Genomic DNA, 22,119 nt, shown 5'->3' with positions numbered 1-22,119 from the left:
TCACTCTTCAATTTACCTTGTGAATTCTTGCCGGAATTTATGGTGTTTTGATCTTTCTCATTATTATAGACGCTAGCGGTATCGAGCCGTTTACTGCTACGTCTTCCATGTCCATCGAAACTGCCTGTTCTGGAAATACTGGAATCATCTTCTTCAATACTTGCAGGCGTGAATGTCTTTTGTTTATAGGTTTTCTCAAAATCATCATTATCGGTCGGTCTACTTTTGATGCCCGAAGTATTATCATCAACCGAACTAATACTTTTATCTGCCGCATTAACAGCTCCATTAATTTTATTGCCGCCACCGGACTTTCTAACGCTACTGCTTAATTTCTCATTCACTTGTACATGGCCGTTGCTTTTTATAGCAATCTTCGTATCCAATCCTTCCTTAACCGTAAAAGTTGAAGAATATATTGGTGAATTACCAGCTCTCTCTTCGTTCGAACCAACTTTAATGCCATAGACCTTGATGCTGTGTTTGCCGGGCAGGAAGTTATCCAGCCAGATCGTATTTTGGCGTACATCAGACCTTTGTTGACTATCCCTCGTAGAATTGTTTTCAGAAAAATAACTCACGTTATCAATTACGGCTTCGTAGTTTTTACGGGAGTTGTTACCGGACGATTCAAAAGTTAAAGTAACTGTTTGCGGACTCTGCGAAAACCCCATCAGAGCAAAGCTGCAACTCCAGATAAACAGTGATAAATATCTCATAGAATGAGGTTTGAAAAGAGTGAAACAGATATGTAAATTGACTCTGTAATAGCCAGAGAAGATTATAATGAAATGCAAATTTGAAATTAATTAACAAAGTGACCACGGCCTAAATGAAACATAAAGCCTGGCTTTCTTAGCTTTAATTGGAGTTTTTGACAAATTACTACGCAACGCCTGTAAGAAGTGTCGGAGTACAAAATTGCCAATTCAACAATATAACATCAAAGGTTAAACGCAGTCCCGATACAGGGTTTTATTTCTTACCCAGGGCTTTCCAAACGTCCTCAATTTTTATATTACCCTGGAATTCTTTTAGGTATTTTCCTTTTTTGTCATACAAAACAAGTTTTGGGTAGGATTGTACATGATAGTGCGGAAGGAAAAAAAACTTTGGATCCCAGGCCAAATTTATTTGCGGATAGTCGGCAATTTTGTATGTTTTATAAAATGATATCATTTCGGTGTAAGGCAGCCAGGTAAACATCAATATCTGCACTTTATGAAAATGATCAATATTCTTTAATATCTCAGTAGTCACATTCTGGCAATGACCGCAATCAGGACTAAAGATCATCAAAAGAATGGGTTTACCTTTTTGCAAATTCTTTTTTGTAAATAAAGTGCTGTCCGGTGCCTTATAAGTTGTAAACTCTGGTATAGTTCCTATTCTGATGTAAGCAGGAACACTGTCGTTTTGGGCACTTGCCTGGGAAAATATTGCAGATGCAAAGAAAAAATAGCTGGATAAAAATAAAAGTTTTCTCATTAAAAAGTTTTTATAAAACTAATAAAAAAATTACAACCTGATGGGTTATCCAACGAAACCAATAACACAAACTTTTCTTAAATAGTTTTCCTTATGTGCTGTTCAATAATAATAGTTTAATTAATGCTGGTAAATTTTTGCTAATTCAGTCTGTTAGCTAACAGTCTCGTCTATTCGTAATGAAACCGGCACGAAATTGTGCATTTTTATAATCAACGGAAATTTTCAATACAGAACGGAAACTTCTTTTGCGATTATCACCAGGCATTTTTCACAAATAGTACAATTAATGTGGAAGCAACTACAAAGAGAACGCGTTTATTTTATCGCAAAATAATATGATGAATTCAATTAAAATGAATTGCAAATGGATAAACAGGCGATTAGATCAAATAAGCAATATTTGATAATTGGAATAAAGTCTCTTTGAAGTTTTTAAGTTAATCAGACGGGGATAAAATGCCAATTTAGAATTCTGTTAAACTGTAGCCCCACTATAATCTAAAAATCCTTTAGTGATATCAACTACTTTTCTCCTGGTTAAACGAAAAACACCATAACCGTTAGAACTTAACTGCGTATTTGTATTTCCTTCAATAGTTGTAAGTATGCCACCAGCGGAGCTTTCCACTAAACCGGTATGCCCGTTACCACCGCCATGGTCAATAATAAAAATAAACCCGGGTTTAATCAGTGAAGGATCTTTCAAAGCGGCTTGCTTTGTAACCTTCGGACACGTTGCACTATTCCAATGATTAAGGCAACCTGCTGTTTTTACTACAGGATTTTTTATACCGAGTTGGTCCGATGCCTGTTGAAAACACCAATAGACAAAGGCTGCACACCAGCTATAATGTTGTCCTTCGGGATTCAGGCCGACTGTTCTGAGATATTCATCTACTTTGGGCCCACGGTTGCTGTTGGGTGGAACTTCTACAACCCCGATTTGCGAAGCAGCCACTTCTAAAACTTTACCCAGCAAGGCAGATGGTGCGTTATTATCTGAAGGTACACTTTGAGTACCAAACAGCACTGCCCATGTTATAGGTCCAATCTGACCGTCTGCTTTTAGCGGCGTTCCTGCAGCATCCGTATGCCTTGTTTGAAATAATTTTACTGCACTAACGGTATTATCGTCATACACACCATTTACCGTTAACGGCCCGCAGTTTGAAGTATTAAGTTGATTTTGGATTGCATTTACAACAGTTGCATCTGTATCTCCCTTTTTAATAACCCGATTTGGATAATTCATAACTTAATTGAGTTTAATAGTTAAAAGTTTATCGACAGAATCGATTGATCTAAACACTTTAGGATTAAACGTAAGTTAGCATCGAACAAAAAGCAGTAATTTTTTCAGGCGACCTTCAATGAGGAACTTAATCAGACATCCAATCTAACAAATAGTTTTTGAATTGTAAAACATTCACCAAATGATTTTCTATTCACCATAACTTGAAAAATTGATAAATCTGGTTTCAATTTAAAGATTAAGGAGATATACAGAAAACTGTCGACAATTGTTACTTAAGAAAGAAAATCTGTCGGTTATAAATAGATCGTTTCTTAATTATCAACCCTTCTTCCCTGAACTATTCGTTGCGTCTTTTTCAATTTATGCGCTTCACTTTTCTTTACAAGCAGAGTTGTTACAGCAACATTGGGACAAGCAGCACATTTAACGGTATATGTGGCGTTATCATATGTTATTTCACCGGTTCCGTTATTCCAGTTTCTTGCAGATAATGTAAATGATTCCTGGTTATTACCATGCGGTCCAAACTTGATATCATTATTCTGTACTTCAAAGCTGATTGATATTCGATCTCCGTCAAAACCGTCGCAAATTCCAGGAGTATATTTAGGTATAATTACTTCGTGAACATATAAGCCGTTTTCAAATAATATTCGGCCGCCTTTTATATTTGATTTTTGACTACCAAGTGTTCTTCTCAAGATTAATCTTTGGTCAATAAAAAACTGAACTTTTTTTATATCAAGATTATTGCTGTTTATCCGATCTAATAAGTCCTTTGTAAAAGGCACGTATAGGTCACCGTTAGTTGACAACTGGTTAGTACTTTCGCAACTGCTTAAAAAAATAAAAGGTATAATCAAAATTACTAAGAAGAGTTTTCGCATAAACTAATTGGCTAATGGGATGAAAAATTTATAACTATTATACTATATTAAATTGTAGGCTAACACATTGAAATGCCAAAACTAATGAATAGCGACTGTAGTTGGTTATTAATAGCAGTTTATAAACTGATAATAACAAAATTTTTAGTAATTCGGGGTGGAGAAATCCACACCGGGAAAGTTATATCCTGCCCAAACTTTGTCCGAATATAAAGTCCAATTAATGGGTAAACAAACTTAAAAAACGCAACACATTCAGGTAGCGATTTCCCGCAAAATAAATTCGCCGGCCAGTGACTTTTCTTCGAACCGGAAACCTATCTTTGGCAACCTAAAATAATTAAACTTTTTTCTATGAAGTTATTCCGTTCTGTGCTGTTTGTAAGTATCGCGTGTCTTACTACCTCCTCCTTGCTTGCTCAAACAGCTGACGAAATCATCAGCAATCATATTGATGCAATTGGAGGAAAAGACGTGTTGGCCAAAGTGAAATCAGTTTATTATGAAGGTACTGCCAACGCCATGGGTGCCGACTATCCTACGAATACTACCATACTTGCTGGTAAGGGATTCAAATCAGTCACTAATGTTAATGGCTCTGATATTATACAATGTTTCACCGATACGAGCGGTTGGACTATTAACCCATTCGCCGGCCAGACCGAAGCTGTTGCCCTACCTCCGGAGCTCGTAAAAAAAGGAAAATCGTCTTTGGACATAGGAAATGAACTGGTTAATTTTAAAGAGAAAGGATTTTCAGACACGTTGCTGGATCGCGAAACCTACGAAGGCGTGAGCGCTTACAAAGTTAAACTGAGCCAGCCGGGGATAGAAATTATTTACCTGTTTGATCCCACAACTTATTACACCCTCAAAACGGATTCAAAAGTCACCTTAGGCGGACAGGAGGTAGCCAGCACTACCAAATATTCAGCCTACAAAAAAACTGATGTGGGTTACGTTGTTCCAACTACACTTGGTGTTACCAACAATGGTTATGATGTAACCATTACATACACCAAAGTAGAAATAAATAATGAAATAGACCCGAAGATATTTATGATGCCTAAATAAAGGGCATTCATTGTTCCTCATCACGGGAGTTAGTTATACATCAACCGCAATAAGGAACAATCAACAATATCATTTTTCGTTTAGCCTTACCTGTTAGCCAACGAATAGATTCCCAATATTGGCTATCGCTTTTGATAAGGTCTATTTAAAGTAACCTGGTGAAAAGGATTGGCTTCTTTATCCGGGCACATTATATCATATACAGGCATTCATGCTATTTGACCATTCTTTTTGAACATTGTGCCCGGCTATGGTTTTAAAGGTCCAGGCACAGATATCGCCTATTTCTCCATTCGCGCTGTCATACCAGCCAGTACCTGGAACTGCATCTGTAATTGCCTCACACAATTCATGTGAACTCGTACCGGTAAGGGCGTTCAAAACACTAAGGCCGCCCAGACAACCGGCACAACCTGGAAATGGCATGACAGCATAATAGTCTTTTTTCGAAATGTGGTTGTGATAGCCGCAAAACGCAGTGCATGATGCACCGCCACCCATGTGGACGCTTACACCTTTATCCAAATAAATAAAATACAAAGTGTTTTTGTCCCATGCAGGAATAGTATGAGCTGCGATCCATGATTTTAATTGCGTTTGTATAGATGCGTCAGTTATACTACTTCCCGGGGCATTCGCGGTAATCACCTTACTGCCAATAAGTGACCCATGCGTTATTTTATAAACCGGCGTATTATATTCGGCTAGTTGGTCAATAAGAGTACTTACCAAAATATCTTTGAAAAATTGATTGATATTTTTCTCAAGTTTAATAAAGGCCGCCGACGACTTCCAGTTTTTACCCCAAAAAATTGTGTACACTTTAACCTTACTAATGAGGGGACCGTGATAGTATTTTAATTTTGGAGGTGAAGGTGCTTTGGGAAGTTCTGTTCCAAATAACTCCGCATCGTCGGCGTTTTGCCCTAACTCTGCCAAATTCACTTTAGTCTTGGGATGATGTAGTGGGGCAATTCGAATGAACCCACTGTCGGTAGCACCTTTCACCGGGGCTACTGTAATTGTTTTCTTTGCCATGATGAATTTAAATTTTCTGCCTACTCTTTGATTGGATTTTCGGCAAACTCCATTTTGATTTCGAGATATCTGTGGTAGCTTTTGTGATTGTGGGGTAGCTCTTCTGAAGTTTTCATGATGGCCGCATTCAATAGGTGAAATCGCGTACTGAAGATAATATGAATAAGCATAAAGTCAAAGTACCGGGTTTAGATAGCTGCCGTCTGACAGCCGTCTTTTCGGAACAAATTTTATTTTTGACAATTTTATGATTATCCGGGTAGAAATACTGGGCCCTCGTTTTGGAGGATACTGCAATAAATAAGAATGGAGATACAACGCGGCCCAATAATTTCATGTGCGGCAAAATAAAATTGATACCTTTAATCAACCAAACACACAAATAAATTAACATGAAAACCAGGAATACGAGCATTCTCTATCTAATTCTCGGGTTATATGCAATTATGATAAGCTGGTATTACAACCATTCTATTTTGCTGGTTATTATTCATTATATTTTTTGGCCGATCTACTTAATTTACGAATTGCTAAATGGCCGCCTGGCACATAACATGTGGAAAACAATTCCAGAATCGTATTTCAAGTAGCTTTGCATATAGGGACCCATACAATTGTTTGTTCGATAGTTGATGGTTATCCAATGATGTAAAATTTTTTCGTTTACCCCTGTGTGTTAGTAATTTAACCGAGCGTGGGGACATAAGAAAAATATCAATTGGGATTAGTAAAAGTAACGGGCTGAGAGCGATAAGCATTCACATACCTGCCGTTTTGTTGCGCCGGAATCCAGTCAGGGCCCTTCCTGACCGCATTGATTGCAATTTCAGCGAGCTTGGTATTCTTCATAGTTGTAGCTTCCACATGACTTACCTTGCCTGTTTTATCTACAATAAATCTCACCATACAAGTGCCATAATCGGATTCTGAAAATTCATCGATGTTGCCCTGCACAGCTTTGCTTACGTATTTTGTCCATGCCACAAGGCCTCCGGGAAATGTAGCATCAATCTCTATTCCAATAAACACGGAGTCTTCATTTTGTTTTTTAACCATTTGCGCTACTACCTGTGATCCTGTCACATCTATCGGCGGAGCTATAATGCTACCATCATCTTTTAGTCCTTTCATTGTCTTAAAATCGATTTTAGCATCGATGACTTGTTGAATATCGGGCGGTGGTTTAACAACTGAATTATCTTTGACTATTAAGGGCTTTACGTAGGCAATGGTAGCAACTGGTGGCGGAGGTAATGCTGGCCTTAGTAGTGGCGGTGGCGGTATCGTAGGTGGCGGCTGAACCATAATTACACTTGTCTCTCGCACCTGGAACACATCATTGGGAGACGAATTGTTGCCTATTGCAGAACCAATTAATAAAAAGGCAATTACGGACAAAGTAATAACAAGAGAAGCAGAAACTCTTTTATTATAAGTCTTTCGCAACTCGTAAGCGCCATAAGCTTTGTTCTTTCCTTCAAATACAATGTCTAAAAAATTTGCAGTTAAAATATTATTGGCGTCCATGTTAGTGTTTTTTTATTAGATACATTGATGCCGTTATTCCATAATCTTTTTTAAAAATTATTGCTTCATGGACGTTGCAAAATCACGAGAAATTCTATCAGTCTTCGTGAAAAGACAAAGTGGAATAGTCAATAGACCCAACCTTTGAGTAGCTTTTGCTATCTCGTTTTCAGCAGGCAGGCTTAAACGCCCAACACATAGTTTACTTAAAAAGAAATGAATTACGTAAACCAATTAAAATGCCCATCCAATGAAAAGTCTAAAAGATGTATTTAGTGTAATGCTGGTATTAGCAGTTATTATTATAACAATAGTTGCGTTAGTTTATTTTTTCAATTAATAGTTTAAGATAATTAGGTTAAATAAAGTTGCGCTTAGAAATAATAATCTCCAAAGTAATTCTTGCAATCACATTTATTTTGATTGCCGCAAAATCTGCTTGTGTTTTCCAGATTTAAAAAAATAAACGACTCAAGAAGTCAAGTTTGCTTCAGCGCTTAATCTTAAGAAGTTTGTAATTTTGGAGGCTACCATTTGGGCCTTCACGTGTAAAAATGATTAACAGCTTGCTGGTTAATACAATTGTTATTGTTGCGGGTCGTCTTCCAGTTCTACAAATTCATAGGCATCCTGGCCATTGATCTGGATCGGCTGATTTTGAAAAAAATAATTCTATCCTGCCAGCCGTACCTGCCTGAATTTTATTTCATGGTTATTTATAACGTCGAACTGATAAATAACATTAAACTCTCCGCCGTCTTCTGTTTTTATCGCCGTTTCTGAGGCAAGATTAAGCGTAAGGGTTTTATCTTCTTTATCAAACGTAACATACATTTTGTAGGTTTCGGATCTGTCTTTGAATCGAATACTTTGGGCCTCTCCTGTATTGTATAATTGGTTTGATTTTATTTTTAAAATAGTATTAATGAATCGCTTTGTAAAAATTCTGCTGTAATATTTATCAAAATCCTTTTCAGTAAATGGTTTAATATTGGTTGGAAGTTTACTGATCAATTTATCGTTATAATTATATGCCAAATACCAGATTTCATTATTGTCGTTCATTATCGGAAAGTCGATAAACTGCTTCACTGTGGCCCTGTCATTTGTATAGACCGCATGTCTGAATTTCCGAAAGCTATTGATCCAACCAGTCGTATCGCGTTGAGGAAAAAACGTCTTTTTTAAAATAGTGCCACGGGTGTTTGCACTGCAAAGAATGATTACCAGGTTTAAGAATAAAAGTTTTTGCATGATTATTTTGTCAGGGTTAAAACTAACTAATTGAAGCTATAAAACAAACGTGTTTTTGGGATGGGATAAGTAAATGGGGGCTGTTGTAGAAAGCATTTTTTTTCCTAACCCGGCAACAATTGATATAAAGAGACAGGTATATTACTTTTGCTTATTCAAAAATTCAATGGCATTATTATTAAGATTCAAATTTGCAAATAATATTTTCCCCATCTAAAAGAAAGGAATGGAAACAATACAGGCTATAAATATTATGAATAAATTTTCATTGTTCGAAAAACAATGGACACCGCATATTATTGGTGAACTCAACGGTCAATATGTAAAACTTTGTAAACTTAAAGACGACTTCGTGTGGCATAGCCATGAAAATGAAGACGAACTTTTTATGGTATTCAAAGGGACGCTGTTAATGGATTTCAGAGATGGAAGAACTATTGAAATTAAAGAAGGAGAAATTTTGATTGTACCAAGAGGCATAGAACACCGGCCGCATACTAACGGCGAAATCGTTTTTAACCTGTTGTTTGAACCAAAAGCAACACAACACACAGGAAATGTTGAGAGCGAAATGACGGTGAAAGAATTAAGTTGGATATAGAAGGAAAACTTTTGAAACAGCGACAATCCTGGAACTAACGAATACTCCGTTTGTGAATTTATGAAAGACAATGGCAGCGCCGAGGTTAAAAGCACAACGGCGCTGAACAGTCTTTATATCAAAGTATTTTTTTAGTAAACAAAAGCTGCACAATAACCAATAAAAACTATTGCTTTAAAAACTCCACTATCTTGTTTTTCTCCACGTCAGTTAATAAAGCCCTGCTTTGCATATGCATGCCTATTGTTTCCCATTGTTCATGCGAGAAGGTAGAAGGTGATGGCGTGTTATGGCATCGCTGACAATTCTCGCTCCATAACTGTGCACCAGATTTCATTGATATCTTTTGGCTGGCGGTGCAACTATCCAGAACTAGTATAATTGATCCAATCATCAGGACCAACAAACTTAAAATAGTGAGCTTCTTATTTTTTAAGATTTTCATTGTCTGTAGTATTATTAGAGTTCAATGCAAAATTGCACGTACATGGAATTGGATTTCGTGACTTCACCTTTATTACCACCTAAATCGGTGCTTACGGTGTTGGTTCCTTTTATGCCTTCATAAGAATACCTTACCACGGTGCGCCAATTGAGCCAGTAATTAAGACTTAATGCCAGTGAATTATCTTTGGTTCCCCAAAGCGAATTGGCCGGCGTTGTATAGTTACCATACCTGGCGGCGACTTCAAAGTTTTTTACTATGTTGTTTTTAGAATACATAGGCCGTATTGCAGCCATGATATAGCCTGTTTTAGTGTGATTTTTAAATGTATATGTGCTGGAGTTTACCGGGTTAATATAATCTGCATTGTCTAGCTTTGCTTCGCTATATTGGCCCTTTACGTTAATCTGAAACGGGCTCAAATTTTCTACAAGGTTTAGGTCGAGTGCATATAAATTAGCTGTGGTGTTTCCTGCATCACCAACTTTTCCTGTCATATACGAGGCGCCTAATTCAAGAGAGGAATTAGCAAATGGCAACCATCCTATTCTCCCGGTAAAGGTTTTATTTTTATTGTTATCAGTAATTCCAACGAATTGAGTGGTGCCATCAGGTTGAAGTTGCATTCCGTTAGAAATTGCAACATCGTAACTCCATTTCATCGTCCCTGCCTGGAATCCTCCTTCGGCCTCTACCGCAAAATCTGTGGACTCAGGAATTCCCTCGGGATCGGAGGCTAGTTTATTTATCCATCCAGCCGCAAGTCGTTTATTGTAAGTACCAAAAGGCAGAACAAGATAGCCGCCACGCAGTATCAGCCCTGGTGTAGCATAATAAGATACGGCTGCCCAGTTAACGCCCACTCCGTCGGCACTAAAAGATGGTTCAAATTCAAGGAGGAATTTTTTGCCATGCCTCCAAAGAAGCATCGGACTAAATTCAAAGTGGTCGGCATCACCGAGGTTACTGGTTTTCGAAACATCACTTGCGCCATTATAAGTAACAGTAGTTTTATTACTTACATAGCCAAAAGTGAGTAGCCCTACAATCATTAAATGGGAATCTTCAGGCTTAATATAAGAGGCTTCCTGCTCAATGGTATTAATCCTATCGAGCAATGAAGAGTCAACAACAGTAGTGGGTTCCTGGGCTTTTGTAACAATTGAAAGCAAAAGAAAAACGCACATAAGTTTTAGTTGCTGAATAAATTTTTTAAAATGGTTCATAATTTTAAGATGAAAGGTGATTAAATTGGCTTATTTATTTCTTGCTAAGTGTCCGGATATAATTTATTACCGCCCATCTTTGGTCGACACTTAATACTGATTTAAATGGCGGCATGGCTGTGTGCCCATGTCCTTCTGAAATTTTATAATATAATGTGCCGTCAGACTCTGCCTGCACCGCGGCAGAAGTATGGTCTGCGGGTTTAGGATTTAGCGACGCCGAAGCTGGTCCGTCTCCTTTTCCCTTATTGCCATGGCAAGGTGCACAGTAAGCAATGTAGATTGTTTTGCCGTTTTTTATGGAGGCGGCATCGCGTGGTTCAGGGTTTCTTAAATTTTCGCCGTCTTTAGGCACCGGCCACGGATTCGACTGGGCCTGGGTAAAATAACTGCAAAACAATAATCCTACAAGAATTGCAGTTGCCTTAAAAAAATTCGACGAAGGATTTTTGATGACGTTCATAGAAATTAATTTTTTATGAGGTTAATGAAATGGATAAATGTTATGAAACGAATGTAGCGATGAAATGAGCGGGTTTATTATGATTATAATCATGCGACTGAATGATTATAGATATTTTGGCCTGCATAGTGTCACATGATTGTCTTTTTTTAGAATTTAATAACGATTACTAACGTAACAGGTTATTCGAAACACAATCTTTTTACGAATCTTCCATACGCCTGGTTAAAATTGGAGACCGGCTGTTACAATGCACCAACCATTTGAAAGCCCCGAAAGTACAGGCACCCTGGCGGCATTAGGATTTTATCGAATAAAATATCTATTTCGGTGGAGAAATAGACAGGAATGATAACAGCATCAATTATTGTCATATTTTAATTGAAATAAATTCAAACAATGTGTGGACAGTATTTTATCGGAGAAACTGTTTTCTTTCTTTGAAAAAATCAATCGAAGCCAGGAATGATTTTGAAAAAGTTGTTGCTACCGGCAACATTTATTTATGCAGCAGGCGGCCTGGTACGAAGGGCTTTCTTTTCTTCAACAGAATAATAGTCGACAAGCATGTTCATATTTTTGAACAATACAATCGCAGGTTTATAAACAACAGGAGATAAAAAATATTATCCATAAAATAGGTAAGTAAGCGGCAATAATTGCAATATCAAATCTCATCTCATTTCACAGGGATAATATTTCAGTACAAGCAAAATTCCATCAATTAACAGTAAGTGTAAAATCATGAGGGAGCAACTTTATCTTCACTATTTTTACGTATGCGTCAACTTGCTGCAATAATGTTTTCCGACATGACTGGTTATACTGCTCTTATGCAGCAGAACGAACAATTGGCCAGGCAAAAGCGTGGAAGGCTAAAGGAAGTTTTGGAAACTTCTGTTGCTGGTTTTAATGGAAAAATTCTCCAATACTATGGCGATGGAGCTCTGAGTATTTTTAACAGTGCTGTAGATGGTGTTAATTGTTCGGTGCAGATTCAGCAATTGCTGCAACAGGAACCCAAGGTAGATTTGCGAATAGGTATCCATACCGGCGATATCTCAATGGAAGAGGATACTATTTATGGAGATGGCGTTAATCTTGCATCAAGGATTGAATCCCTTGCAGTTCCGGGTTCAATTTTTATTTCAGAAAAGGTGTATGATGAAATTAAAAACCAGGAAAACCTTACGGCCCGGGAGATGGGTTACTTCGAACTTAAGAATGTAATAAAGCCTGTCCGCATATTTGCAATAGAAAAAAATGGCCTTGTTGTTCCAAACCGCAGCGAACTTAAAGGCAAAACCAAACAGCCTGCCAATCGACTCGCTGTACTTCCCTTTGTAAACATGAGTGCCGATCCCGAAAATGAATATTTCAGCGACGGCATAACAGAAGAATTATTAAATGCCCTTACCAAGGTAGATGGCCTGCAGGTAACATCAAGAACGTCGGCCTTTGCATTTAAGGGCAGGAATGCTGATATACGTGAAATTGGCACCCAACTAAACGTAGACAGAGTATTGGAAGGCAGTGTGCGTAAAGCCGGAAGCCATGTACGCATTACAGTGCAATTAATAAATGCAGCGGACGGCTATCATATCTGGAGTGAAAATTATGACCGCAACCTTACCGATATATTTGAAGTGCAGGATGAAATCAGCAGCATAATAGCAAATAAATGTCGCGAGAATTTGACAACGAAAGATCAGGAGGAAACACTCGTAAAAGCACCTACTCATAACCTTGACGCGTATACGCTTTTTTTGAAAGGTTTGCACTTTCATAACATGATCACCCCCAAATACACTAAAAAAGCTATCGAATGTTTTGACCAAGCAATAACACTTGAACCCAAGTATGCCAACGCTTACGCAATGGCGGCAATTGATTACGCTTTTCTTGGAGCAACAGGGCAAATACAACCAAAGGAGGCTTTTCGGCTGGTGCATACCTACAGTGATAAAGCATTACAACTGGATAGTTCGCTGGCAACTGGTTATGTAGCTAAGGGTTCTGCCTACTTACTTTACGACTGGAAATGGAAGCCGGCTTACGATTCATTGTTAAAAGCGCTTGAGTTAAATCCTGCAGCAACCGACGCCCATCAAATGCTTTCTTTTTATTATACCATCACGGGGCAAAAGAAAGAGGCTATTGATATTATGGAAAAAGCGTTACAGGTAGATCCTTTATCTCCGAGAGTTATCCAATTGCTTGCAGAAACTTACCTCAATGCGGGAAGGCCCGACGATGCGTTAATACAAGCTGAATGGTTGTTAGAAATTCATCCGCACATGCGGGCAGCAGCAGAGTTAAAAGGCTGGTGCCTCGGCGCAAAAGGCGATTGGAAGAAGGCATTAGATATATTTGAAGAAATCCATCGCATAATTAAGCATCCGTTAAAAGGCCTGGCTCCATTAGCCTGCGCACTTGCCAAATTAGGAGAAAGCGAAAAAGCATTAGAATGTATTCGTAAGATTGAACAACGGCAGGTTGAAGAACCTGGCGTTGTATTGGATATAGACTTAGCTATGGCCTGGTGGGCATTGGGAGAAAAAGACAACACTTTTAATCATTTATTTCAATGTGTTGAAAAAAGGATCGGGCCTGTTGCTATTATCATTGATCACCCTTTGTTTAAAGGAATTTCTGATGACCCGAGATATAAAATATTAAAAGAGAAGTTGGGCCTTGTTGAATACGCTTAGCTTTTTATAACTATGGTACAAATTGCGCCAGGTACAGATCAGTAAACTCATTAGATAAAATGGTAGAGAAATAAGGTATCGCCGGTAAATGCTGGCTTTTGCTGGTTTTTTATTTCAAGTTGAATAAAGAGTGTGGCTTTGGTGATACCTCTAAGATTAATAATTGATTTCAACGAAACCCTGCATCGTACTTCGCTGTTTACAAGCACCGGCTGCCCAAACTTGAGTTGTTCTATTCCATAGTTCACTTCCATCTTAAGATTCTGTACATCGGCAACCTGTTTCCAGAAATAAGGAATAAGGGAAAGTGTGAGATAGCCGTGTGCTATCGTAGTTTTAAAAGGACTTTCTTTTTTAGCTCTTTCTGTATCAATATGTATCCACTGATGGTCGAGCGTAGCATCTGCAAACTGGTTGATTTGTTGCTGGGTTATTTGATGCCAGTTCGACACACCGATCTCTTTGCCCAAATATGATTCAAATTCCGCGTGAGTTTTTATGACTACCATAGCTGCTAAGTTAATGGAATGATTTGTTTTTTGTATGATTCAATTTGTGGCGGCATCAATGCACACCTAATGCTTTTTTAGTAACCGTTAGTATATATAGAATTGGTGTTACTATCTCCGATAACTGTGATTACGTTCTATCTCTTTCATAATAGCTTCTTACAAGTCCGTTGGAAAATGTTTCTGTTCGTATATGCCTGAAAGAAAGATCGTGATCCAAATAGCCAAACAATGGAATACCGCTGCCAATTAATACAGGAGCTTTTGAAATTATCAGCTCATCGACGAGGTCTTCTTTCAAAAATTCCTGGATCACTTTTCCTCCATCAACGTATATTCCAGTTAAACCCAAATTTGAAAGATGCTGCAACACCTCCTTTGGCTGCATAGAAAGAAGCGTTACTTTTTTTCTGAGCGATTCGGGTATTTGCTTAATGCTCGTACTTAACACAAATACCTTCTTTTTATAAGGCCAGGAAGGAAATGTAAGCACCTTTTCAAAAGTGCCCCTTCCAATAACGATCGCGTCAATCTTCCCAATGAATTTTTCATAGGCATCAAAAACATCTTTATTTGCGAATTGTGTGAGCCAATCGATATTTCCATCATTTCTCGCAATAAAACCATCCAGGCTTGTACCTATATATACACATGATTTCATGTCACAGTATTAATATGAGTCTTCTTGTTTCAAAATAATTCGTTCCCCGAAAATAGAAAAGAAATGCTATTGTTGCCGATTTTGGATTACTATGCCATAGGGTAAGCCCCATCATTCTAAAGTATCTCCAAATTAAGAACTGGCAAAGTTTATGAAACCAACCACCACTTTTCACATGTCCGGATTGCCTGGCTCACGTACAAGGCTATGCGATAAATCAAACATCAAACAAACTTGGAATTAACCGGGCGAAAAGGCAGCGCTCGCTTAGATTGGCAACGAAATAATAAACTCAGTATAATCACCTTCCTTCGATTGTACAGCAATTTCTCCGTCATGAACTTTTATTATGTCATAACTCAGCGACAAGCCCAGGCCTGTACCTTCCCCGCTGGGCTTTGTAGTAAAAAACGGCTGAAAAATCTTATCCAGTTTTTCTTTCGGTATGCCGGTGCCATTATCTCTTATTTTTATTTCAATAATCTTATCCAGTTTTTTTGTACTCACTGAAACAGTTGGCTCATAGCCTTCAATGTGGAGATTCTTTTTTTCCGTAACCGCATAAAATGCATTGTTATATAGGTTAAGCAGCACCCTTCCTATTTCCTGCGGTGCAATCCGTATTTTGCCAATCGTATCGTCAAAGGCCGTGAACATGATAGCATCAAAACTTTTATCTTTTGCCCGTAACCCGTGATAACTTAGCTTTAAGAACTCGCCTGCCAGCGCATTAATATCCGTTAATTCCTTTTCACCGGAGCTGGGACGTGAATGTTGCAACATGCCTTTTACAATGGCATCCGCCCGTCGTCCGTGAAGATTTATTTTTTCTTCATTGTCTTTAATATTTTTTAGTATTTCTTCCTCCAGCTTCTCATCCCGTTCTGATATAGGTTTTCCTTTCTCCGACAGCATATCTTCTACCAGTTCTTTATTCAGGTCAGAAAAGTTGTTTATAAAGTTGAGCGGGTTTTGTATCTCGTGTGCAATGCCCGCGGTAAGTTGGCCCAGCGAAGCCATCTTTTCTGATTGTATCAATTGCGCCTGGGTTTGTTTGAGTTCTGTCAGGGCTTTGTTGGCGCGGTCACGCTGTTCTTCGGTAACGGTCTTTGCCTTACTGAGAAGCGTATACGCCTTTTGCTTTTGCCGGTTGTTACGGATCAGTACAATTAACAGGCCTATGATAAACCCCAGCACCGCCAATGCTGCAAACAATAAAATCTTTTGCTGTCGCTTTTTATGATTTGCCTCGTTTACTTCTGCCTGTTTTCGGGATACCTCGAACACTCTTTGAAGGCTATCCACGCTCTTTTGTTTGGAGACGTCATTCAAACTGTCTCTATACACTATATATGTTTTATAATACTGCAACCCATGCAGCGGATCATGGAGCCTTTCATACAACTCAGACAGCACCTTGTTGCCATCAGATGCCTGTTTGTTGAGTTGATATCTTTCAGCCAGTTCTACACTTTTTTTCGCATATCCTATTGCGTTAGTTGTGTCGCCCTTTCGCAGATAAATATCAGAAATCGCATTGAAGTATTCGCAAACAGCATCGTAAATATTGTTGGCTTCCATAACTGCAATTGCCTCGTTGATGTTCTTTTCAGCAACGCCAAATTGCCCCACGCTGGCATAAACCAATCCCATATTGCCCGTTGCGTAAGCCTTGCCGACCGTATGATTAAGTCTGTCAAATATTTTATATGCCTCTTTACCGCAGATCATCGCCGAATCATTTTGCCCGTTGTGTCGAAAAGCTTCTCCTTCATTCAAAATCGCGGAAGCCAATGCAACTGGATCATCCTGGTTTCTCAATATCTTAATGCCCTGATCATAATATAATTTAGCATCTTCATAATTGTGAAGGTCGTTATATATGTCAGCCATGCCAATGTACGCATTTGCAGAACCTATCGGACTCTTTGCAAGCTTGCTTGCAGCCAGGTAATCATTAAGTGCACCGGGATAATCACCTGAAGATCTTTTCTTACTTCCCAGTTGGAAATAACCGTAGTACAGATAGGTGTTATTGTTTATTTTACTTGCAAGATCTATCAGCTCATGATTATATTTTAAAGCAAGGTTAGGATCATTGGTTTCATTAAAAGAGAGCTGCCTTAATAATTCCAACCGCACTGTATCGGGAAGATCATTTCCCTTTTCTTCATAAATTTTGGAAAGGCTGTCTGCAATTTTCGGATCTTGTCCAGCGCAAATAATTGCCGAAAGCAAAAAGCCGGATAAAATAATTATAATATGACTTATTCGCTTCATTAGAGGGTTTTAATAACCTGGCGAATTAATATTGTGATAGTAATTAATTAATTGGTTGGCTCGGATTTATTCTGATCAAGGGATCCCACCAATGTGTACCATTGCCGTCCTTCCATCTAACAGAATAAGGCGCATCATGGCTCTTGTTGTCAGGCCAATTCTTAACTTTTCCATGCCATTTATTTGTAGCCGTCGGCTTATCTTTAAAATGTTCGGCGATGTCTTTTTCCTTAATTTTCAAAATTTTGATAGCGGGGTCACTTGTCCAAACGATCTCGTCGTCATAGTAAACGTCCAAAGTATCCCTTATGTGTCCTGAAGCATCTGTTAAGACAGGAGATCCATCGGGTTTTAAACTAAGTATGATTGTGTGTGTCGTCGGGGTTCTGGTGTTTTTCAAGGAATCGGAAGTTTTTTTTAAATACTGTCCTTGAGAATATGCGCTTAATGAGAAGAAGGATACGAAAAAGATGAGCGCCAAAATTCGTGAAGATTTCATAATTCAGTTTTGGAGGTTAATAATAATGTGTAAACTTTTCGCGTGGTGAAATAAGCAGAAGATTTTTCAAGGAAGGATATACGAAAATAACTGAAAGATTATAAAAATGCAACCGCTTTGTTTTGACTGATCTCAAAACATCCCTGGTACAAATTTATTACAAGACCCAAAAGCACTATTTAGTTGGGAAATTTCCTGAGACCTATATCAGGGTTTTCTTGGATATATTTGTATCAACGGGTCGAACGTTCGCGTGTTGCCCATTGCATCCTTCCATTGTATTAAATATTCTGCTGTGTTGTAGGTAGATTGGTAGAGCTTAATTTTTGCTTTCCAGTCCGTCGAACCTGGAACCTGGTGTGGCTTTGTTTGAAAATGACTTGCAAATATCGATTTCTCTTTAATTTTTAAAATTGCGGATACATTTGGATCAGCAATTTGCCAGGTGATATCATCGGTGGCATGCACGGCAAGCGTGTCTGCAACATGGCTGGAATCGTCTAATAGGTCTAAACTCCCGTCCGGGTGATCACCGAAAATAGTAATGATGAAGGAACTTTTGTGAGAGTCAGGCTCGGGCTTAAAATCTTTTGGTTTTTTATTGAACTCGTGTTGTGAACATGATATTAAAATCAATGATGTGACACATCCGGCAATGATTACTAATCGAGAAATTTTCATTTATCCATTTTTGGAGGTTAAAAAAACTTCGAGTGGTAAATAAGCGGGAGACTTTTCCAGGAAGGATATACTAATGTAATTAAAAGATTATGAAAATGCAACACGTTGAAAAATTAAATAACCAAAAAGTGCAATTTTCGGCTAACCGAGTTGTTGAGAAATTAGCTTAGGCATTTCGGTGGCATAACATACCTTCAATATCGCTGGCGACATGAAGGCCCAACGCTGAATAACAATATATATTGGTTGAACGTGGGCAAATGGATTAAGTAACGACGCCACTAACGTACAGGGATATGCGACAAAACCTGTGTAAGCAACCACATTTAGTTGTTTTGCCCGTCCTGCAAAATATCATTTCAAAAAAATTATGTTTGCAAAAGTTTTCCTAACTCCTTCAACCTATGGATATGCGAACGGAGTGCACTCATGAATGTTGGTTTTAAATTGTATCGAAAGTTAAATTCCCTCGCCGTGTTTTCAACTATGGGAGCGATTTTCCGGTAGTGTATGTGGCAGATATTGGGAAATAAATGGTGTTCGATCTGGAAATTTAACCCGCCTATATAATAATTAAGAAAAAGATTATTTCTTCCAAAGTCCGAGGTAGAGCGCAATTCATGAACCGCCCATCCTTCATCAATGATCCCATCCGCATTTGGCAATAGCTGCTCTGCGCCGTCCACAACATGTGCCATTTGAAAAACAGTACTCAAAATACATCCCGCTGTCCAGTGCATAATAAAGAACCCTAACAGTATCTGCCACCAGCGAAATGACGTGAACAATATTGGAAGGCCGATAAAGACAAAAAGATATATAATTTTTACCGTTACCATTTTTATATACTCGAAAACAGGATTGACCTGGTATTGACGGGTAATGCCTGCTTTATTATATTCTATCAGTTGAGTAAAATCATTAATTAATTTTGAGATGGTCATTAACCCGTAAAAGAAAAAAGCATGTATATATTGATACTGGTGAATTTTCTTAAGGGGTGCATACTGCGATAACCTGATCGGCCCCTTTGAAGCAATGTCCTCATCAAAACCTTCAATATTAGTGTAAGAGTGGTGCAAATAATTGTGTTGAATTTTCCAATTAAAAACATTGCTACCCAATAAATACATCGTTCCACTCAACATTTTGTTCACCCATTTTTTATGCGAATAGGAGCCATGTGCAGCATCATGCATAACACACATTCCGATGCCAGCCATCCCCGTGCCCATTAATATCGCGATCAGCATTGCAAACCAGGCATTCATCCGAATGATAAATAGAAGAACAAATGGAATTATGTAAATGGATAGCATAACTATCGTTTGAATGACCATCAGCAAATTACCCTTCGTCGAGATTCCCTTTTGCCTGAAATAATTGTTTACATTTTTTCGTACCGCCAGTGCAAATTGCTTTTGACGTGTATCATCAGAAACGAATTTAATTGCTTTCATCCTGCAACTTTTTTTATTGTGCACTAAAGTATTAAATGAACTAATTTTTGAGAATGATTTTGGTCAGAAAGCAGCCTGATAATCGGCAATATTGTATCGCTGGATTATCGCTCAAAACCCGCCGGAATTCCGGTGCATTTTAGAGCGTCCTGCGACAAATAAACGTTGCATAAATAATGCTTCCAGGTATAAGAAAGAAAAAGTAAGCGATAGATTCCAGGTGCTATCTCATTTGCAAACTTGCAGGCAATTTTTTACTCTTTTGGTCACACATCGTCCAAAAATTAAAACATCAAAGAGGTTAAAAGGATCTACTGGAAAGTGTCATTGCAATAAACATGACAGGTTATCAGAACAGCAACATTTCTATATGTTGAAGAAGATTGCAGGCTGCAAGAAAATCTCATAGTGTGGACTTAAATTCATAATTCCCGGATGGAACATGCACCACATGATACCCGGCGACGAAGCCCTGGTCGACCGCCCCATTCACTTGTTTTACAGGTAAGCCAGCTTCAGTTACTTTTCCTCCCTCTTTTCCTGGAATATAAATTGTTGCTGATGTATTAAAAGGCACGTGCACTTGTAATGTGAATTGCCCCGACTGTCTTTTCCATTCGGAAGAGATCATGCCTCTCAGTGTTTCTATTTGGGCCTTAGCAGAATGGAGACTATCTAACAATTGCGGCTTCACCGTGAATGACGCAAACGCAGGATTGTCTTCGTCCAAATGAATACCTGCGATGTATTTATAAAACCAGGCATCGATGCTTCCCATCATCACATGATTCTTCGATTGCTTCAAAGTCCAGAATTCGCAGACCGTTGTGTAACGGCGCATCATGTCATTCCAACTGGGTGCAGTTTTTTGATTGATAATTCCCCACGCCACATCGGCCCTTCCCATTTGCGCCAGCACTTCAGGCATGTATTTAGTACCCAACACACCGGTGGTTACATGGTTATTGTTATTCACTACAATATCTTTTACAATGTTATCAAGCACTCTTGATTTCAGACTGTCAGAAACAATCCCGAGGAACAATGGGAAAGCATTTGCCATTTGGCTACCATCTTCATAATTAGCTGTTTCAGCATTAAGGAACTGTGTATTATATTTTTCGCGGATAGCATCGCTTAATTTACTGAAGTGTTCCTGATCAGTAGTTTGCCCAAGTATTCCGGCCATTTTGGCCATAATATTTGCATTCCAAAAATAATAAGCCGTGGGGACCGATTTAGGATCACCTTCTTTCCAACCCTTCACCATGCTGCCCCAGTCGCCAATCCATCCCGAAGGCAAAATCAAATCATTCACCTGGCCGTCGAGAAAACTCATGTAACGTTTCATGGCCGGATAATTTTCAGCTAAAATCCGTTTGTCGCCATAATTGACAAAGTATTTCCATAACAGGATAGGGTAGGTGCTGCTCCATTCAATTCCTGTGTCCCTGATGTAAGGCCTTGGCGAAATGATAGGAATGTCGCCCGTTTTTTCATCCTGGTTTTCGCGTATGCCGTCAATCCAGTTTTTGTAAAACAAGGCCATATTAAAATTATACATCGCCTCATCGGCAGTAACCTGTGCATCGCCAAACCAGCCAAGGCGTTCATCGCGTTGGGGGCAATCCATCGGGTATCCCAGCATGTTGCTCTTTTGTGACCATACGGTTGCCCGGTGTATTTTGTTTACAAGTTCATCATCGCATGCAAAATTGCCTGCAGGTTGATTATCGGAATAGACCGCACGGCCTTCCACACGCAGCACATTCAACGGGCCATTCTGTGCAGAGACTTCCACGTATTTAAATCCGAAGAAGGAAAAATGGGTTTCATAAGTTTCGACACCATCTCCTTTAAGGATGTATTCAGCGGTTGCATTGGCATGTTCGTTACTTGTTACATCTATTGTTCCATCGGGATAAATATCTTCTGCGAACCTTATCTTCAAAATGGTATTTTTGGCCCCTTTGGTTGTAATGCGCACCCAGCCTGCAAAATTCTGCCCCATATCAAACACTTTCGTATTTGGTCTGGAAACTTTAATTTCTTTTGGT

At 38.7% G+C, this 22,119-nt stretch carries 21 protein-coding genes; 4 read left to right on the top strand and 17 right to left on the bottom strand.

The window, feature by feature from the left end:
* From ACO1O5_RS07110 to ACO1O5_RS07095, 4 genes are all read right to left on the bottom strand, one after another.
* The coding region (locus tag ACO1O5_RS07110; RefSeq protein ID WP_486269144.1) for a hypothetical protein at window positions 1-719 on the bottom strand (719 nt) is incomplete at its 3' end.
* A gap of 256 nt (window positions 720-975) precedes the next feature.
* Window positions 976-1,488: a TlpA family protein disulfide reductase gene (locus ACO1O5_RS07105; protein WP_486269143.1), complete on the bottom strand. Its 513-nt coding sequence runs from the start codon at window positions 1,486-1,488 to the stop codon at window positions 976-978.
* Window positions 1,489-1,966: 478 nt separating this feature from the next.
* On the bottom strand, window positions 1,967-2,743 hold the full coding sequence (locus ACO1O5_RS07100) for a CHAP domain-containing protein (RefSeq protein ID WP_486269142.1): 777 nt from the start codon (window positions 2,741-2,743) through the stop codon (window positions 1,967-1,969).
* Window positions 2,744-3,057: 314 nt separating this feature from the next.
* Window positions 3,058-3,633, bottom strand: coding sequence for a hypothetical protein (locus tag ACO1O5_RS07095; RefSeq protein WP_486269141.1), 576 nt, complete (start codon window positions 3,631-3,633; stop codon window positions 3,058-3,060).
* A 354-nt stretch (window positions 3,634-3,987) separates the two neighbouring features.
* On the opposite strand from ACO1O5_RS07095, the gene ACO1O5_RS07090 reads away from it, so the two are divergent.
* Complete coding sequence (locus ACO1O5_RS07090; RefSeq protein ID WP_486269140.1) at window positions 3,988-4,707, top strand: LolA-like protein; 720 nt, start codon at window positions 3,988-3,990, stop codon at window positions 4,705-4,707.
* 195 nt (window positions 4,708-4,902) lie between these two features.
* Here ACO1O5_RS07090 and ACO1O5_RS07085 read toward each other — a convergent pair whose 3' ends face one another.
* The 3 genes from ACO1O5_RS07085 to ACO1O5_RS07075 all read right to left on the bottom strand — a co-directional run bounded on the left by ACO1O5_RS07085 (window position 4,903) and on the right by ACO1O5_RS07075 (window position 8,526).
* Window positions 4,903-5,745, bottom strand: coding sequence for a hypothetical protein (locus ACO1O5_RS07085; RefSeq protein WP_486269139.1), 843 nt, complete (start codon window positions 5,743-5,745; stop codon window positions 4,903-4,905).
* Between the two features lie 714 nt (window positions 5,746-6,459).
* Complete coding sequence (locus ACO1O5_RS07080; RefSeq protein WP_486269138.1) at window positions 6,460-7,272, bottom strand: energy transducer TonB; 813 nt, start codon at window positions 7,270-7,272, stop codon at window positions 6,460-6,462.
* A gap of 672 nt (window positions 7,273-7,944) precedes the next feature.
* Window positions 7,945-8,526 carry a hypothetical protein gene (locus ACO1O5_RS07075; RefSeq protein ID WP_486269137.1) on the bottom strand — a complete coding sequence of 194 codons (582 nt, stop codon included), beginning with the start codon at window positions 8,524-8,526 and terminating at the stop codon, window positions 7,945-7,947.
* Between the two features lie 226 nt (window positions 8,527-8,752).
* On the opposite strand from ACO1O5_RS07075, the gene ACO1O5_RS07070 reads away from it, so the two are divergent.
* Window positions 8,753-9,127, top strand: a complete 375-nt coding sequence (locus ACO1O5_RS07070) for a cupin domain-containing protein (RefSeq protein ID WP_486269136.1) — start codon at window positions 8,753-8,755, stop codon at window positions 9,125-9,127.
* 166 nt (window positions 9,128-9,293) lie between these two features.
* Here ACO1O5_RS07070 and ACO1O5_RS07065 read toward each other — a convergent pair whose 3' ends face one another.
* From ACO1O5_RS07065 to ACO1O5_RS07055, 3 genes are all read right to left on the bottom strand, one after another.
* Window positions 9,294-9,464, bottom strand: a complete 171-nt coding sequence (locus tag ACO1O5_RS07065) for a c-type cytochrome (RefSeq protein WP_486269135.1) — start codon at window positions 9,462-9,464, stop codon at window positions 9,294-9,296.
* 122 nt (window positions 9,465-9,586) lie between these two features.
* Window positions 9,587-10,798: a hypothetical protein gene (locus ACO1O5_RS07060; RefSeq protein ID WP_486269134.1), complete on the bottom strand. Its 1,212-nt coding sequence runs from the start codon at window positions 10,796-10,798 to the stop codon at window positions 9,587-9,589.
* A 34-nt stretch (window positions 10,799-10,832) separates the two neighbouring features.
* The gene (locus ACO1O5_RS07055) at window positions 10,833-11,261 is read right to left on the bottom strand and encodes a c-type cytochrome (RefSeq protein ID WP_486269133.1); all 429 of its coding nucleotides are present in this window, start codon (window positions 11,259-11,261) and stop codon (window positions 10,833-10,835) included.
* A 440-nt stretch (window positions 11,262-11,701) separates the two neighbouring features.
* Between ACO1O5_RS07055 and ACO1O5_RS07050 the strand changes: the two genes are divergently transcribed.
* Together ACO1O5_RS07050 and ACO1O5_RS07045 are read left to right on the top strand one after the other, a co-directional pair.
* Window positions 11,702-11,881, top strand: coding sequence for a hypothetical protein (locus tag ACO1O5_RS07050; protein WP_486269132.1), 180 nt, complete (start codon window positions 11,702-11,704; stop codon window positions 11,879-11,881).
* Between the two features lie 159 nt (window positions 11,882-12,040).
* A complete protein-coding gene (locus ACO1O5_RS07045) occupies window positions 12,041-13,972 on the top strand; it encodes an adenylate/guanylate cyclase domain-containing protein (RefSeq protein ID WP_486269131.1) in 1,932 nt (643 codons plus the stop codon).
* 50 nt (window positions 13,973-14,022) lie between these two features.
* On the opposite strand, the gene ACO1O5_RS07040 is transcribed toward ACO1O5_RS07045, so the two are convergent.
* From ACO1O5_RS07040 to ACO1O5_RS07010, 7 genes are all read right to left on the bottom strand, one after another.
* The gene (locus tag ACO1O5_RS07040; protein ID WP_486269130.1) at window positions 14,023-14,481 is read right to left on the bottom strand and encodes a MaoC family dehydratase; all 459 of its coding nucleotides are present in this window, start codon (window positions 14,479-14,481) and stop codon (window positions 14,023-14,025) included.
* Between the two features lie 130 nt (window positions 14,482-14,611).
* Window positions 14,612-15,142: a dihydrofolate reductase family protein gene (locus ACO1O5_RS07035; protein WP_486269129.1), complete on the bottom strand. Its 531-nt coding sequence runs from the start codon at window positions 15,140-15,142 to the stop codon at window positions 14,612-14,614.
* A 267-nt stretch (window positions 15,143-15,409) separates the two neighbouring features.
* Window positions 15,410-17,422 carry a tetratricopeptide repeat-containing sensor histidine kinase gene (locus tag ACO1O5_RS07030; protein WP_486269128.1) on the bottom strand — a complete coding sequence of 671 codons (2,013 nt, stop codon included), beginning with the start codon at window positions 17,420-17,422 and terminating at the stop codon, window positions 15,410-15,412.
* 43 nt (window positions 17,423-17,465) lie between these two features.
* A complete protein-coding gene (locus tag ACO1O5_RS07025) occupies window positions 17,466-17,822 on the bottom strand; it encodes a hypothetical protein (RefSeq protein ID WP_486269127.1) in 357 nt (118 codons plus the stop codon).
* A 306-nt stretch (window positions 17,823-18,128) separates the two neighbouring features.
* Window positions 18,129-18,602: a hypothetical protein gene (locus ACO1O5_RS07020; RefSeq protein ID WP_486269126.1), complete on the bottom strand. Its 474-nt coding sequence runs from the start codon at window positions 18,600-18,602 to the stop codon at window positions 18,129-18,131.
* A 368-nt stretch (window positions 18,603-18,970) separates the two neighbouring features.
* Complete coding sequence (locus ACO1O5_RS07015) at window positions 18,971-20,062, bottom strand: fatty acid desaturase family protein (RefSeq protein ID WP_486269125.1); 1,092 nt, start codon at window positions 20,060-20,062, stop codon at window positions 18,971-18,973.
* Between the two features lie 403 nt (window positions 20,063-20,465).
* A partial coding sequence (locus tag ACO1O5_RS07010; protein WP_486269124.1) for a family 78 glycoside hydrolase catalytic domain occupies window positions 20,466-22,119 on the bottom strand: 1,654 nt, incomplete at its 5' end.

This window comes from Ginsengibacter sp. (genome assembly GCF_057362405.1).
Note: the sequence above shows the minus strand (reverse complement) of the source record. Positions and strands in the feature narration are given on the sequence as shown.